Annotated in this window: 15 protein-coding genes; 1 reads left to right on the top strand and 14 read right to left on the bottom strand. The window is 46.0% G+C overall.

From position 1 onward, the window contains the following. Positions 1-36 precede the first annotated feature (36 nt). The 10 genes from murG to mraZ all read right to left on the bottom strand — a co-directional run bounded on the left by murG (position 37) and on the right by mraZ (position 11,583). Positions 37-1,149 (bottom strand): undecaprenyldiphospho-muramoylpentapeptide beta-N-acetylglucosaminyltransferase, encoded by a 1,113-nt coding sequence (murG, locus tag ABFC84_13270; GenBank protein ID MEN6413709.1) that lies wholly within the window; start codon positions 1,147-1,149, stop codon positions 37-39. Between the two features lie 17 nt (positions 1,150-1,166). Then, positions 1,167-2,270, bottom strand: a complete 1,104-nt coding sequence (spoVE, locus tag ABFC84_13265; GenBank protein ID MEN6413708.1) for a stage V sporulation protein E — start codon at positions 2,268-2,270, stop codon at positions 1,167-1,169. Positions 2,271-2,283: 13 nt separating this feature from the next. Then, positions 2,284-3,639, bottom strand: coding sequence for a UDP-N-acetylmuramoyl-L-alanine--D-glutamate ligase (gene murD, locus ABFC84_13260; GenBank protein ID MEN6413707.1), 1,356 nt, complete (start codon positions 3,637-3,639; stop codon positions 2,284-2,286). Positions 3,640-3,643: 4 nt separating this feature from the next. Then, positions 3,644-4,618, bottom strand: a complete 975-nt coding sequence (gene mraY, locus ABFC84_13255; GenBank protein ID MEN6413706.1) for a phospho-N-acetylmuramoyl-pentapeptide-transferase — start codon at positions 4,616-4,618, stop codon at positions 3,644-3,646. Between the two features lie 15 nt (positions 4,619-4,633). After that, positions 4,634-5,992 (bottom strand): UDP-N-acetylmuramoyl-tripeptide--D-alanyl-D-alanine ligase, encoded by a 1,359-nt coding sequence (gene murF, locus ABFC84_13250; GenBank protein MEN6413705.1) that lies wholly within the window; start codon positions 5,990-5,992, stop codon positions 4,634-4,636. 2 nt (positions 5,993-5,994) lie between these two features. After that, complete coding sequence (locus ABFC84_13245; GenBank protein ID MEN6413704.1) at positions 5,995-7,479, bottom strand: UDP-N-acetylmuramoyl-L-alanyl-D-glutamate--2,6-diaminopimelate ligase; 1,485 nt, start codon at positions 7,477-7,479, stop codon at positions 5,995-5,997. Between the two features lie 92 nt (positions 7,480-7,571). After that, entirely contained in the window at positions 7,572-9,659 is a 2,088-nt protein-coding gene (locus ABFC84_13240) for a stage V sporulation protein D (GenBank protein ID MEN6413703.1), read from the bottom strand. 21 nt (positions 9,660-9,680) lie between these two features. Beyond that, positions 9,681-10,142: a hypothetical protein gene (locus tag ABFC84_13235; protein MEN6413702.1), complete on the bottom strand. Its 462-nt coding sequence runs from the start codon at positions 10,140-10,142 to the stop codon at positions 9,681-9,683. 56 nt (positions 10,143-10,198) lie between these two features. Continuing rightward, entirely contained in the window at positions 10,199-11,137 is a 939-nt protein-coding gene (gene rsmH / locus ABFC84_13230) for a 16S rRNA (cytosine(1402)-N(4))-methyltransferase RsmH (GenBank protein MEN6413701.1), read from the bottom strand. A gap of 14 nt (positions 11,138-11,151) precedes the next feature. Then, positions 11,152-11,583 carry a division/cell wall cluster transcriptional repressor MraZ gene (gene mraZ / locus ABFC84_13225; GenBank protein MEN6413700.1) on the bottom strand — a complete coding sequence of 144 codons (432 nt, stop codon included), beginning with the start codon at positions 11,581-11,583 and terminating at the stop codon, positions 11,152-11,154. A gap of 214 nt (positions 11,584-11,797) precedes the next feature. Here mraZ and ABFC84_13220 point away from each other — a divergent pair, with 214 nt between their 5' ends. Next, positions 11,798-11,998 (top strand): DUF1858 domain-containing protein, encoded by a 201-nt coding sequence (locus ABFC84_13220; GenBank protein MEN6413699.1) that lies wholly within the window; start codon positions 11,798-11,800, stop codon positions 11,996-11,998. A gap of 122 nt (positions 11,999-12,120) precedes the next feature. Here the strand turns inward: ABFC84_13220 and ABFC84_13215 are convergent, their stop codons facing one another. The 4 genes from ABFC84_13215 to ABFC84_13200 form a co-directional block, all read right to left on the bottom strand. After that, positions 12,121-12,696, bottom strand: coding sequence for a phosphate propanoyltransferase (locus ABFC84_13215; GenBank protein MEN6413698.1), 576 nt, complete (start codon positions 12,694-12,696; stop codon positions 12,121-12,123). 42 nt (positions 12,697-12,738) lie between these two features. Further along, positions 12,739-13,086, bottom strand: coding sequence for an ASCH domain-containing protein (locus ABFC84_13210; protein ID MEN6413697.1), 348 nt, complete (start codon positions 13,084-13,086; stop codon positions 12,739-12,741). A 64-nt stretch (positions 13,087-13,150) separates the two neighbouring features. Further along, positions 13,151-14,437: an amidohydrolase gene (locus tag ABFC84_13205; GenBank protein MEN6413696.1), complete on the bottom strand. Its 1,287-nt coding sequence runs from the start codon at positions 14,435-14,437 to the stop codon at positions 13,151-13,153. Then, entirely contained in the window at positions 14,438-15,103 is a 666-nt protein-coding gene (locus tag ABFC84_13200; GenBank protein ID MEN6413695.1) for a class II aldolase/adducin family protein, read from the bottom strand. Between the last annotated feature and the right edge of the window lie 18 nt (positions 15,104-15,121).

Here is a 15,121-nt window from a genome sequence, read left to right as displayed (position 1 = left end):
TTGTTACAATACCTTAAAGCACTATGAATAAATTATCTATCTCTCTGTCAGTTTAACAGCCAAATTCGCTATATTCTCCGCCGCTAGAGGCCGACCAATTTTTTTACTGGCCGCTGCCATCTGCTGAAGTTTACGAGTATCCTGCAACAGTTCCTCCATTGTCTCCCTAAGTCTTGTCCCATTCAACTCCCTGTCACGGATAACAACAGCCGCTCCCTGATTTTCCATAACTCTCGCATTAAATTCCTGATGATTCTCTGCAGCGTAAGGATAAGGAATCAGAATAGATGGAATCCCTCTTGCCGTCAGTTCTGCCAATCCGACCGCCCCGGCTCTGAATATCGCCAGATCCGCAGCTGCCAGGGCGTCAGGCATATTGTATAAATATGGTTTTATGATAATATTGCCTGGCTTGGTAACATCTATACCAGATTTCATTAAATTTCCAACGATGTCATTATACTCGTTCTTACCGGTAATATGCAAGAGCTGAATGTCTGGCTGCCTAAAAAAATACTTATGCACTTCCAGCATAGCGTTATTGATACTGCGCGCCCCCCGGCTTCCTCCCGAAATCAGGATGGTACGACATTGCGGGTCAAGGCTAAGCGCTGCAATTCCTTCTTCCCGGGCTGCTGTCATCACTTCGCTGCGAATCGGGTTTCCAGTAAACACTACTTTATCGGGCCTGTTAAAATGCCGGCCTGCCTCCCCATAGCCCACAGCGATTTTATCCACAAAATGAGAAAGAATTTTATTCGTAATACCAGGCACAACATTCTGCTCCTGAATCATCGTCGGGATACCAAGCAGACTGGCAGTGAGCAAAATCGGGCCGCACACATAGCCGCCTGTGCCAATGACAATATCCGGCTTAAATCTACGCAAAATTTTTTGTGATTCCCACAAACTGCCGACAGCTTTAAAAACAGTTGCGACATTCTGCCATGACAGATGCCGCTCGAAGCCGCGAATGTCAATCGTCGCAAAATCCAATCCCTCTTTAGGAACAATATCTGCTTCCAGCCCGTATTTTGTGCCGACAAATAATACTTCACAAGGCTGTACTACTGTTTTAATGGCTCTGATGATAGTAATAGCAGGATAGATGTGCCCGCCTGTTCCTCCGCCGGACATGATGATACGCATACGTCTGCCAAGCCCCCTTATTTTAGATTGACATAGCGTGATATATTGAGCAGAATTCCTACACCGGCCATAGTAAAAATAAGTGCAGAACCGCCGAAACTAATAAAAGGCAGTGGAATACCGGTTACAGGCATCGAAGCAGTGACTACGGCAATATTCATTAGTGCTTGTATAATAATCATGGTCGTCATCCCTGCCGCCAGCAAGCTGCCATATATATCAGGAGCAGAAATCGCAACCTTAAAGCCGCGCCAAGCAAATAAAAAGAATAATAAAATTACGGCTGTTGTGCCGATAAAACCTAGTTCTTCCCCTAAAATAGCAAAGATAAAATCCGTATGCGGCTCCGGCAGATAAAGAAACTTTTCCCGGCTGCGGCCCAGACCTACGCCGAATAAGCCGCCGGAACCAATGGCATACAGGGATTGAATAATATGATAGCCTGTATCAAGGGGATCTGACCAGGGATCGCTAAATGCCAGCAGCCGCTTTAATCGGTAAGGCTCAACAAGGATGGCGGCGATAATTCCCCCCACACCGGCTATCCCAAGAGAAACCAAGTGAGAAATCTTTGCTCCGGCAGTAAACAGCAAAACAAATACCGTTCCCCCGATGGCTAAAGCAGTTCCTAAATCAGGTTCCTTGAGAATAAGGCCAAATACAACTATCAACATCAGTAGCTGGGGAACCACTCCTTTAAAAAAGCTGGTCATCTTATCCTGACGACGAGCCAGGGTGGTTGAACAAAATAAAACCATGCTCAATTTTGCCACTTCCGAAGGCTGCAGATACAGCGAACCAAATCCCAGCCAGCGCCGGGCGCCATTGACAACCTTCCCTAGGCCGGGGATCAAAACCAGCACCAGCAGACACAGCGTAACCAACATAATTGGCTTAGTCAGCTTGCGCCAAACATGATAATCAATATTCATTGTCAGCAGCATTGTCAATAGTCCTAAAGAAACCCATATCAGCTGGCGCTTCAAAAAGTAATAGCTGTCATGAAAGTTGACGTAGGCTGAAACCGCGCTCGAACTATATACCATTACCACTCCCAATCCCAGCAGAATGGCAACCGTAAAAAAAATAATAAAATCCGGTGATTTAGGCCTTCCCGTCAAGGCAACTCCTCCTTTAGCCTAATTCTCGAACCATTTTTTTAAACGCCCGCCCCCGCTCTTCATAATTGGCAAACATATCGTAACTGGAGCAGGCCGGTGACAAGACGACTACCTGGGGAGGTTTAGCCAGCTGAAAGGCCAAATCCACCGCAGCGGTAAAGGTGGCAACCTGATGGATGCTTTGTACGCCTGCTCTCTTCGCAGCCGCACAAAATCTTTCCCCCGCTTCGCCCAGGAGTATCAGATGGTCGGTTTTCTCTTTTACCAATCCCATGAATGCAGTTAAATCGGTATGTTTATCCGTTCCTCCCGCAATCAGAATAATATGGCCGGGAAAAGATTCCAACGCTTTCATCGCCGACTCCGGATTGGTCGCCTTGGAGTCATTGTAATACTCGACTCCGTTAACAGTCCTAACCGGTTCAATGCGATGCTCGACTCCGGCGAATGTCTGCAAAACGGCGGCAATCTCCGGTAAAGGTATACCTGAAAGGAATGCCGCGCCACAAGCAGCCATGGCATTTTCAATATTGTGGGATCCCTTGATTTGCATCTTTTCTACGGCACAAACCGGCAGTGTCTTACCCTGCCAGGTAATCGTAATCACACCATCTTTTACAAAAGCTCCATTTTCGACTTCACTCTTACGGCTGAAGAAAAAAACTTGGGCAGCCGTTCGCTGGGACATATCGCGAAGAATCCCATCATCATAATTCAATATTAAATAATCAGCGGCTGTTTGTTTGGCAAAAATCCGCTCCTTCATCTGAATATAAGCTGCCATAGAATAGTGCCGATCCAAATGATCCGGCGTCACATTTAAAATGGCCGAAATATGGGGATGAAAATCAATGACACCTTCTAACTGAAAACTGGAAATTTCAGCAACAACGATTCCGTTTTTATCTACAGAAGCCACTTCCTGAGATAGAGCGGCTCCGATATTTCCTCCCACTACCACATCCCTGCCTGTTGTCCTGAGCATTTCACCAAGCAGAGTCGTCGTTGTCGTCTTGCCATTGGTCCCGGTAATAGCGATAATCGGAGCCGGACATAAATGATAGGCAACCTCAATTTCACTCATTACTGTGATTCCTTTATTTTTTGCCGCCAAAATTAACGGAATATCAATAGGAACTCCCGGCGAAACCACGATAAAATCAATACCATCCAGTAAATTCACATCCTGGCGTCCAAAAATCAACGCCACACCCAGCTCGCGGAGCGGCGTAACATCCCCTTTGATTTTGTCAGGTGCCTTATCATCGTTTAAAGTAACCTTGGCACCTAACTTATGTAATATGGCAGCCACGGCGATACCGCTGATGCCGGCCCCCAAAACTAAAATATTTTGACCGCGAAAATTCATTTACTTATATTCCTCCTCCGCGGCTGACAGATAAAATAGCCAGTGCCAACACACTAAAGGCAACGCCTGCCAGCCAAAATACCGTCACCACTTTAACCTCCGGCCAGCCGGACAATTCAAAATGATGATGAATGGGACTCATTAAAAATACTCTTTTCCCTGTAGTTTTAAAAGAGACAACCTGGATGATAACCGATAAAGCTTCAATGACAAAAACACCGCCCACGAGGATCAACAGTAATTCTGTTTTCGTCATGACCGCTACAGAGGCTAAGGCGCCGCCGAGAGCTAAGGAACCGGTATCCCCCATAAAAACTTTAGCCGGATAGGCATTAAAACGCAAAAAGCCTAACGTTGCTCCCGCCAATGCAACGCAAAAAGCAGCCAGCTCCGGTTTGGCAAAAGCAAGAGCAATGACAGCATAGGCAACGGCGGCAACTATTGTCGTCCCAGCCGCAAGGCCATCCAGTCCGTCGGTAAGGTTTACCGCATTGGTGGTTCCAACCAGAACGAAAAAAATCAGTACATAATAGAATGGGCCAAGATCCAGATTCATCCCCAGCACGGGTATCCATAAGTCAGTGCCCCGCCCCATATAAGTAGTGGCAATATAGGCCAAGGCCACGGCCAAAATAATCTGCCCGAAAAGTTTCTGGCGGGCTTTAAGACCAAGGGACCGTTTCAGCGCCACTTTAATAAAATCATCCAAAAAGCCGAGTACTCCGTGGCCTAAAGTAACAAATAACGCCAGCCAGACTTCGGGGCTTTTTCCCGCATACAACAACGAAGAAAGTAACAAAGCAATTAAAATAATAATGCCGCCCATAGTGGGTGTTCCCGCTTTTGCATAATGCCTTTTCGGCCCTTCCCGGCGAATGCTCTGACCGAACTTTAATCGCCGCAAAACCGGAATAATCAATGGACCAATCAGCAATGCTATAAAAAATGCCACCCCGGCGGCAAACAACAACTCCTGCATAGTAAGCCTCCCCAACTATTCCCCAAACATTTTCAGAATCTGTTCCATTTTCATGCCCCGTGAGCCTTTAATTAGCAATGTATCGCCCGGCTTAATATATTGCTGTAAAACTTTTATGGCTTCACTATGAGTCTGACACGCTACCGCATTGACAATTCCATATTCATGGGCTGATTCCGCAATATTACGAGCCAATTCGCCAACCGTAATCACAATTTTGACGCCCTGTTCCGCCAGTTTGCGGCCAATTCGCCGATGGGCTTCGATAGCGATGTGGCCTAATTCCAGCATATCGCCCAGCACAGCAATAGATCGGCCCTTAGCCACCTCCGCTAACGTGTCAATAGCCGCCGACATAGATAGCGGACTGGCATTATAGGCATCGTTAATAATAACATACTCCCCCAGCTTTTCTATAGACAAGCGCATAGCGCCAGCGGAAAAAGCTTGCAGTCCCCGTTTGATTTCCTCCACGGTTAACTTCATTTCCACTCCTACTGCAATTGCCGCTAAAGCGTTGTATACATTATGCCTGCCCGCAGCGGAAACCGTTGCCGTAAACGTGACCTGCCCGTGACAATGAAATGTCATTCCCTGCCCGTCATTGCGGATCGCATCAGCCCAGACATCCCGCTTCCCCAGAATTCCATACTCCACTACCCGAGCTTTGCTGCTTAGACTCATAGCCTTAACATAGGAATCATCCCCATTTAAAAATACAACTCCGGTCTCAGGAATCGCCTCTACCAGTTCAGCTTTAGCAGCAGCGATATTTTCAATAGATCCTAACAATTCAATATGGGTTTCACTGACATTTGTAATCACTGCCATCGTCGGTAAAGCTATTTTTGCCAGTTCACGCAGCTGCCCCTGCCCCCGCATGCCAATCTCCACAACAGCAGCGTCGTGGTTGGAATCAAGATTCAACAACGTGAGTGATAAGCCAATTTCATTGTTAAAATTAGCCTCGGTCTTTAAAACATGAAAACGGCTTGACAAAACGGCAGCAATCATATCTTTTGTCGTGGTTTTACCATTTGATCCCGTAACTGCAATCAGCGGAATAGAAAATCTCAGGCGATGAAACCGGGCCAATTGCTGCAATCCCTGCAACGTGTCTTCAACATAAATCACAGGAACTCCCTCCGGCATCTTCATATCGGTTCGTGAAGCCAAAACGCCGCCGGCTCCCCGCTCCACCGCCTGACTAATAAAATCATGACCGTCAAAGCGTTCGCCTTGCAGAGCAACAAACAGATTTCCCGGTTGAATCTTGCGGGTATCAGTAGCAACCCCCGTAAACCTCTCCTGGGCTGCACCCCTCAGCTTTCCGCCGGTTGCTGAAACGACCTCAGCTATTGTAAAAACCGCCATCGCTATTTCATCCCCCTGACAAGCTCTCGGACTATCTCCCGATCGTCAAAAGCAATGGTTCTCTCTTTTAAAATCTGATAAGGTTCATGCCCTTTTCCGGCAATAATAACCGTATCCTCATCTTTTGCTAATTCCAGCGCCCGCTGGATTGCCTGACGTCTGTCAATAATCTTTTCATAGGTTTTACCGGCAGTCAGATTTTTCAAAATGCCAGCCTCAATTTCACTCAAAATTGCTTCCGGCTCTTCCGTCCGGGGGTTATCGGAAGTCGCAATGACCACATCGGATAATTCAGCTGCAATATGCCCCATAATCGGCCGTTTGGTCCGGTCGCGATCACCGCCGCAGCCAAATACGGTAATGATTTTCCCTTTAGCAAACTGTTGTACCGTCTTTAAAATATTTTCCAATCCATCCGGAGTATGAGCGAAATCAACAATCACGCTAAACGGCTGTCCGGCAGCCACCAGTTCAAACCGCCCCGGCACACTGACAAAATTTTCAAGCGCCTGTTTTATCAGTTTACCGTCAATAGCTTCCGCCAAAGCTGTCCCGGCAGCCGCCAAGACATTGTACACATTAAAAACGCCGGTAATTTTAAGCTTGATTGGAATATCTCCCTGTTCCGACACTATTACGAAACTCGCTCCCCTGGCCTGGATATCAATATCTTTCGCCTGTAAATCCGCCGACTGATTCACGCTGTAGGATATAGTCCGGCAGTGTGAACTTCGAAGAATCGTACTGGCTGCAGGATCATCAATATTAACCACTGCCGCCTTGCCCGCCTTACGATTACTGGGCTCACTCACCAATTGGAATAAACGAGATTTTGCTGCAAGGTAGTTTTCAAATGTCCCGTGAAAATCAAGATGGTCCCGGGTCATGTTGGTAAACACCGCTACATCAAACTCACAACCGGCAATCCTGTTCAACGCTAAAGCATGGGAAGACACTTCCATCACCACATAATCCATTTTGGCAACGACCATTTTGGCTAATACGGACTGAAGTTCAATCACATCCGGAGTAGTATTATGAATTGGCAAAACCTGATCGTCGATCATAATTTGTATTGTTCCGATTACGCCTACCCGGAAACCCGCCTGCTGTAAAATGCTGCGAATCAGATAGGTCGTTGTAGTCTTGCCATTTGTGCCGGTGATTCCAATGATTCTCAACTTTTCGGCTGGATAGTCATAAAAATAAGGCGCAATTTGCTGCATGGCCAAACGGGTATCCGGTACCTTAATCACCGTTATCCCGGCAATTGCCACAGCTTTTTCAACCAATACCGCTATGGCTCCCTTTTGACGAGCCTGCTCAATATAGTCATGACCATCAACTTTAGTGCCGGTCAGACAGACGAATAAAGTGCCGGGCCTTACCTGTCTTGAATCATGGGTTAAAGCCTGAACCGGTTGTTTTATATCTCCTGTTATCGCTGCATTGGACAGCAAAGCGGCGAGTTCCTGTAATGTCTTCATGCTGGAATCCTCCCATCTATTCATCACTATTATTACCAATATTATCAATTTTATCTGAATCCGGCGAAAAAGTCTATCCGTGTGCCGCCCTGCTATTCAAAAAATAACGTAATACTAGCACCTGAGACCACTTTATTCCCCGGTAAGGGATTCTGCCTGCTTACTTTGTCACCTGAACCAACCGGCTGAATACTTAATCCTATTTGGGCAAGAAGTTCAGCCGCTTGCCGTAAAGAAAGGCCATGACAGTCGGGAACAGTAACTTCCCCTTCATTGTAACGGGACGTTAAGGTATATAGGAGCGTAGTAGCGCCCTGGGGGACACGGCTGCCCGGTTTCGGAATCTGATCCGCAACCCGCTCCCCCTCTTCTTCGATCCGGGCGTTTAGTCCTGCCTTCTGTAAAATATTTACCGCCTCCGGTACTGATAAGTTAATAACACTGGGTACTAAAACATGACTTTTCTTGTCCTCATTCCCCCCGGCTGACAAAAGCCGCGGCGCCACTTTTAAATATTGTAGCACATCTTTCATGATAGCCCCAAAAACCGGTGCCGCAATTTGTCCGCCATAATAAAGGCCTACCGGTTCATCAATCATTACCAGCATGACGATCTGGGGATTATCGGCAGGTGCAAATCCGACAAACGAGGCCACATATTTCCCCGGCTCATAGCCACCGGCGCCTACTTTTTGTGCTGTTCCTGTTTTACCGGCAATCCTGAATCCTTCAATATATGCATTCTTACCGGTTCCGTTAGCCACTACACTTTCCAGGACTTCCTGAACCTGTTTGGCTGTTGCCTTATCCACAATCTGATTCACGACATCCGGTTCAAAGCCGCGAATTTTCTTTCCGCTTTTATCCCTGACTTCGCGAACAATTTGGGGCCTGGTTCTAACACCATCATTGGCAACTGCCGCTACGGCCGTCAATAATTGAATCGGCGTTACCGCAATGCTTTGCCCCATTGCCATAGTAGCTAAATTAATTGGCTTTGCCTGCAGCCGGTCAATCAAAATTCCCTTGGCTTCCCCCGGCAAGTCAATCTGAGTCGTCTGACCCAAACCGAAAGAGTCCAGATACTGATAAAAAGGATCGCGGCCTAAGCGAAGCCCCACGGTAACAAAACCCACATTACAGGAATTCTCTACTACTTCCCGGAAAGTTTCACTGCCATGCCCGCCATGTTTCCAGCAATGAATTTTTCTTCCTTGTACTTCGATCACTCCAGGATCAAAAAAGCGATCTTCCAAAGTAACCACTTTTTCTCCCAAAGCGGCCGTTGTAGTAATAATCTTAAACGTTGAACCAGGTTCGTAAGCGTTGGATACAGCAATATTGCGCCAGGTTTTTGGTGAATAATCAGCGAATTGGTTGGGATTATAATCCGGTCGGTTGGCCAAAGCCAATATTTCGCCCGTACGCGGCTGCATAGCAAGAATCGTTACCGATTTTGCCTGAGTCTCCTTCATAACCCGCTCGATTTCCCGTTCAACAATTTGCTGGATAACCATATCAATCGTAAGATAAACATCTTGGCCTTCCACCGGCGGAACAAACCGATGAGTGACATACGGTATTTCATGGCCGCGGGCATCGTATTCAATCACTATACTGCCGGAACGTCCTTTTAAATAACTGTCAAAGGTGATTTCTACCCCATCTAATCCCTGACTGTCAATCCCGGTAAATCCCAGGACATGAGCTGCCAAATTATCGTGAGGATAAACCCGCCGGCTCTCCTGAGTCAATCCTATACCCGGCAAATCCAGCATTTTTACTGCTTTGGCCGGCTCAGCGTCAATCTTTCGCTTTACCCAGGTAAAAGCCTGACGCTTTTTTAGTTTTACCGACAACTTATCCTCATCCAACGCCAAAATAGCAGCCAATTTGGCTGCTGTTTCATCGACATCACGTATTTCTGCAGGTATGGCGTAAACAGATTCAGTACTTACACTAATTGCCAGTTCCCTGCCATTTCGATCAAAAATAATTCCCCGTTTTGCTTCGACCGGAATATCACGCATCCTCTGATCGATGGCATTTTCCATTAACCAATTACTGCGATAGAATTGGATATACATGAGACGACAACTAAGTCCTGCCATAATAACCGCCACAAATAGGAACAGACACGCTACCCTTTTTCTGATGGTACCATGTGCAGCTGACGCCAATGGCCTCTCCCCCAATTCAAATTAACGCCCCTGACTCGCCTCCGCCTTAGCAGACTGAACAGCATTCAGCACCCGGTTGACCAAATTCTTTTCTTCGTATCCATTCATTGGCGAATCGCCGGTCGGCGCATCAGCTGCCGTAGTAGCGCAATAAACCGTTTGCGGCAATACCATTCCTAATTGAGTGGCAGCGATATGCTGTATCCGCTGGGGTGCTTTCATTTTAGCAATATCCAATCGCAGTAATTCATTCTCTTTTTCCAGCTTTACAACTTGAGCCTTCATCTGGACCAATTCGTATCCGTCCCGAACAATCGTCTCGCTGCGAATGGTACCAAAAAAAGCAATGGTAACGGCAAATATAACCATAATAAAACATTTTGCCCGCAATGCACCATTTACTTTCGGCAAGCCTTTATCGGAGGTAGGGGCAGTCTGTTCTTCTTCGATGACAACCCATTGCTTTTTTTTACTTGCTAACATATTATTTACCCTCCTTAAAAATTAGAACAAAATACGCTTCATCCATAAAAGGCCTGCTAAATTCCTACTTTTTCCGCCAGACGCAGTTTTGCACTTCGGGCTCGGGGGTTCGCATTAATTTCAGCCTCTGACGGCACAATCGGTTTGCCCAGAAGCTTGATTTGCGGCTTGTGGCCGCAGACGCACACCGGCAGCTTAGGGGGACAAATACAGCCTTTCGCCATACTCTGCAGCGTCTTTTTGGCAATTCGATCTTCCAGAGAATGAAATGTAATGATACCTAACCGTCCGCCCGGCTTTAACTTATCAACCGCCGTAATAAATGTTGCGGGTAAAATCCCCAGTTCATTGTTCACCTCAATCCGTATTGCCTGAAAAGTACGTTTTGCCGGATGGGGCCCGTCTCTTCTGGCAGCTGCGGGAATCGCCCTTTTTATAATGTCAACCAATTGTCCGGTAGTCTCCACCGGTGCAGAAAGGCGAGCTTCCGCAATAAACTTTGCAATTCGTTTCGCCCAGCGCTCCTCACCATAGTCGGCAATGATTTGGGCCAGCCGTTCCACCGAATAGGTGTTGATTACATGGTAAGCCGATAAGTCAGCTGTCGGGTTCATCCGCATATCAAGGGGGGCATCCTGCATATAAGAAAATCCCCGTTCAGCCACATCCAGTTGATAGGATGATACGCCTAAATCAAAAAAAATACCGTCAACTGCGTCGATGTGCAATTCCTGCAAAATATTCCCCATCTGCTGGAAATTCCCTTGAACAATGTCCACCTTGCAAGCAACTTTCGCCAAACGGATTTGGCCGGTATGAATTGCTGCCGGATCCTGGTCTATACCCACAAACCGACCCGCTGGCTGCAAGCGGCTGACTATTTGTGCCGCATGTCCGCTGCCGCCTAACGTACAATCAACATAAATTCCGGCAGGATCCGTCACTAGAGCCGACACACTTTCTTCCAGCAAAACACTTATATGGTGAAATTCCACTGATACTCACCTCATCAAATACCTAAATCCGCCAAGCTCTCGGAGATTTGGGCTACCGTTGGCCCGATTTGTTCACTATAAGAATCCCAGGTGTTTTGAGCCCAAATTTCAACCCGGTTGGACACGCCAATCACTACAACATCTTTTTCTAAATGGGCATATTCTCTCAGGTTATTGGGAAGAAGAACACGACCCTGTTTATCGCATACACCTTCTGCCGCTCCAGCAAAAAAGAAACGAACAAAAGCCCTAGCTTCCGGTTTTGCTAATGGCAAGCGTTTTAATTTTTCTTCTAGCGTAGCCCATTCTTCCATAGCGTATACGAACAAACAACCATCCAGTCCCTTGGTAATGACAAAAGTGTCGCCTAATTCTTCGCGAAATTTTACAGGTAAAATGAGCCGGCCCTTCGTATCTATCGTGTGTAAATACTCTCCCATCAGCACGGCTCATCACCCCCTTGGCGAATATATTCACCACATCCCACCACAACAAACCACTTTATTATGTATTTTCTGGAGAAAAAAATAAAATCCTTCAAAATGGCAGAAAAAATTTTATAAATAATTCCAAAGTCCTATGCCTAGTCCTTACGTCCTTATACTGAATATGGTATAATGATATTGTTTGTAACCTATTTTAACTAAGGGAGGGCATATTATGCCAATTACGAAAGAAATGAGTATTACTGAAGTTGTCCAAAAGCATCCGCAAACGGTCGAGATATTTCGCAATCATGGCATGGGTTGCTTAGGTTGTGCCGCTGCTCGTTTTGAAAATATCGAACAGGGAGCTTCTGCTCATGGTATTGATATTGAGGCGCTTATTGCTGATTTAAATAAAACAGTCGCAGGTAAATAACTGGTTTTAAGTATTTGTTATACCACGAACCCAATATGAAAATATGTTGGGCTCTTTTTTTGTCGTCGCAGAGATATAATAAAAAAACTCCAGCATTGCTGGAGTTTTTTTATCAAATAAATCTACTTTATAATTTCAACCGTATCCCCATTTTTACACATACAAGCATTTGCCTCATCAGTATCAATATGCATATCTAATTTACAAGTATCGCTGACTCGAATCAAGACTTTATCAAATATCAATGCACGGTCACCTTCAAATTTTACTTGCACAATTTCTTTATCTTTCACATTATGCTGCGCGGCATCGGCCGGAGTCATGTGAATATGACGGCAGGCAGCGATGACTCCCTGTTTAATATCTACCGACCCTTTAGGTCCTACAATCGTAATACCGGGTGTTCCCGCATGATTCCCGGAATCCTTGACTGGCAGCTTTAAGCCAAGTTTCATTCCATCCGTCAAAGCAAGTTCCACTTGAGTTGCGTTACGTATTGGTCCTAAAATTCGTACCTTTTTAAAAGTGTTTTTCTCTGTTACCAAATCTACTGTTTCATTACTGGCAAATTGTCCCGGCTGAGACAAAGCCTTCTTAACAGTAAGCTCATAGCCTGAGCCAAAAAGAATATCAAGATCTTCCCGGGAAACATGTACGTGCCGTGCGGAAATACCCACTGGAATTTTTTTGTCAGACATTATTACTTACACTCCTTCTGCCATTTAAATTATATATACCTGCTATTCGATGATTTCAGAGAAATAAACCACAGTGACAGTGTCACTGAGGGTCAACGTCTTATCATAAACAGACTGCAAAAAGTCCATTAAATCATCGACGCTAGTAATATCTGGATTTTCGCCTTGCAAATCTTCTTTTGTAAGCTGAGAGATTGGCTTAACAAGAACTCGGTCAATAACGGCAGTATAAATTTTCTTTCTTTGGGAGAAGCGTTTCCCTACTGTTACCCAGACAATATCACCTTCCGAATACTTATCTGTTTTATCGCCACGGCGAATCGTGCAGGTTTTACGTCGGCAAACCAATTGATTGTGATAATTTGAGGAATAAAAATTTAAGGCACGCATTATACTACCCCTCTCCATTACTTGTTACTATTTTATAACATTCTTCTATGAATCGCAATTGCCATTATAGTTTTTCTACAAGACGCACTCCCCGTTTTTGCACCTCATAAAGCAATTGTTCTTCATCAATAGTTGTTAATTGCCTGTTCTCCAGTAAAATTTGTCCGTCTACCAGCACGGTATGCACATCGCTGGCGGCGGCTGAATAAGCCAGAAGCGATAGTTTATCATGTGTCGGATACCAATGGGGAGCATGAATATCCAATAAAGCGATATCTGCTTTATAACCAACGGCAATAGAACCGGTTATATGGTCCAGCCCCAGTGCTTTTGCCCCGTTGACTGTAGCCATATCCACTGCCGTTTTGGACGGTATAGCCAAAGGATCCAGCGTATGTACTTTGTGGAGCGTGGCTGCTAAACGCATTTCCCTGATCATATCCAGATTGTTGTTGCTGGCAGCGCCATCGGTACCCAATCCCACACATAATCCGGCACTTAACATTTCCGGTACCGGCGCAATCCCGCTGGCCAGTTTCATGTTGCTTCCCGGATTATGTGCAACACGAACTTTCTTCTTCTGCATAATCGCTATATCTTCCTGTGACACATGAACGCAATGAGCGGCTAATACGCCGCAATCCAGTACGCCGATTTCATCCATCAAAGCAATCGGTGATTTGCCGTATTGTTTCAGGCAATTTTCCACTTCATCCTTTGTTTCCGCTAAGTGAATGTGAATTTCCGCTTGTAATCGTTCCGCTAATGCTACCACTTTTCTCAGATACTCCGGTGGACAGGTATAGGGGGCGTGGGGTCCAAGCATGACGGTTATGCGCCCATTAGCGGCCTGATGAAACTGTTTAAAGAAGTCTTCACTCTCAATCAACGCCTGTTCAGCATTGGGAGCAACGCCGGTCATACCGCGGGACAAAACCGCGCGGATACCGCTCTCAGCAACTGCTCGGGCTACTTGCGGCATAAAAAAATACATGTCGGCAAAAGTAGTTGTTCCTGATTTCAGCATTTCGGCAATAGACAGCAGCGTTCCCCAATATACGTCTTTCTCGGTTAAATTGGCTTCTGCCGGCCAGATTTTATTTTGCAGCCAATCCATTAGGAGCATATCGTCGGCATAACTGCGAAACAGTGTCATGGCCGCATGGGTATGGGTATTTATCATACCGGGTATCGCAAGTTTGCCGCTGCAGTCAATAATACGGTCGGCCTGCCAGCCGGCAGGAATTGTGTCGACATAGGAAATGAGACAACCCTCAATTGCAATATCATGCTGCTTTATCGCACCATCCGGCGTCAATGCTTCGGCGCTTTTTAACAAAATTTTTGCCACTTATTCATCGTCTCCTTGAAGTTTTCGATAATGCTTTACGTAAAATTCATGCATCGTCGCAACATCCTGTTGATTAAGAGTAACGGCACCGCCAAGCTGTTGGGCGTACAGATAAATTTCGGCTGCTTTTTCCACCAGTTCGCAAGCTGTCATCGCTTCTGTTACGCTTCGGGCACAGCAAACAACGCCATGATTGGCGAGTAGGGCTGCGCTGCGGTTTCCCAATGCTGTTACCACGTTTCGTGCCAGTTCCGCCGTTCCCGGTAGTGCATATTCGGCTACCTCAACACTACCGCCTGTTACTTGAACCAAATCCTCAATAATAGGCGGAATCGCCCTGCGGGCAACTGCACAAGCGCTGGCAAAAACACTATGGGTATGCACAATTGCTTGTACATCCTGCCGTGCCTTATAAATGGCCAAATGCAGCGGCAATTCAGATGATGGTATTAAATGCCCCTGTACCGTAAGACCATTTCTGCCAACAATGACGATATCATCATTTTGCAATTTTCGATAATCCCGTCCGGAAGGGGTGATAGCCAATAAATCAGTTCCGGGCACTCGCGAACTAAGATTTCCCCAGGTCCCGGTTACCAGATTTTTTTTAAAAAGAGCAATCCCAGCCGTTAAAATTTCCAGCTTAATTTCAGAATATCCGTTCATTTTATATTCGCTCCAATA

This window comes from Veillonellales bacterium (assembly GCA_039680175.1).
Taxonomy (GTDB): domain Bacteria; phylum Bacillota; class Negativicutes; order JAAYSF01; family JAAYSF01; genus JBDKTO01.
Note: the sequence above shows the minus strand (reverse complement) of the source record. Positions and strands in the feature narration are given on the sequence as shown.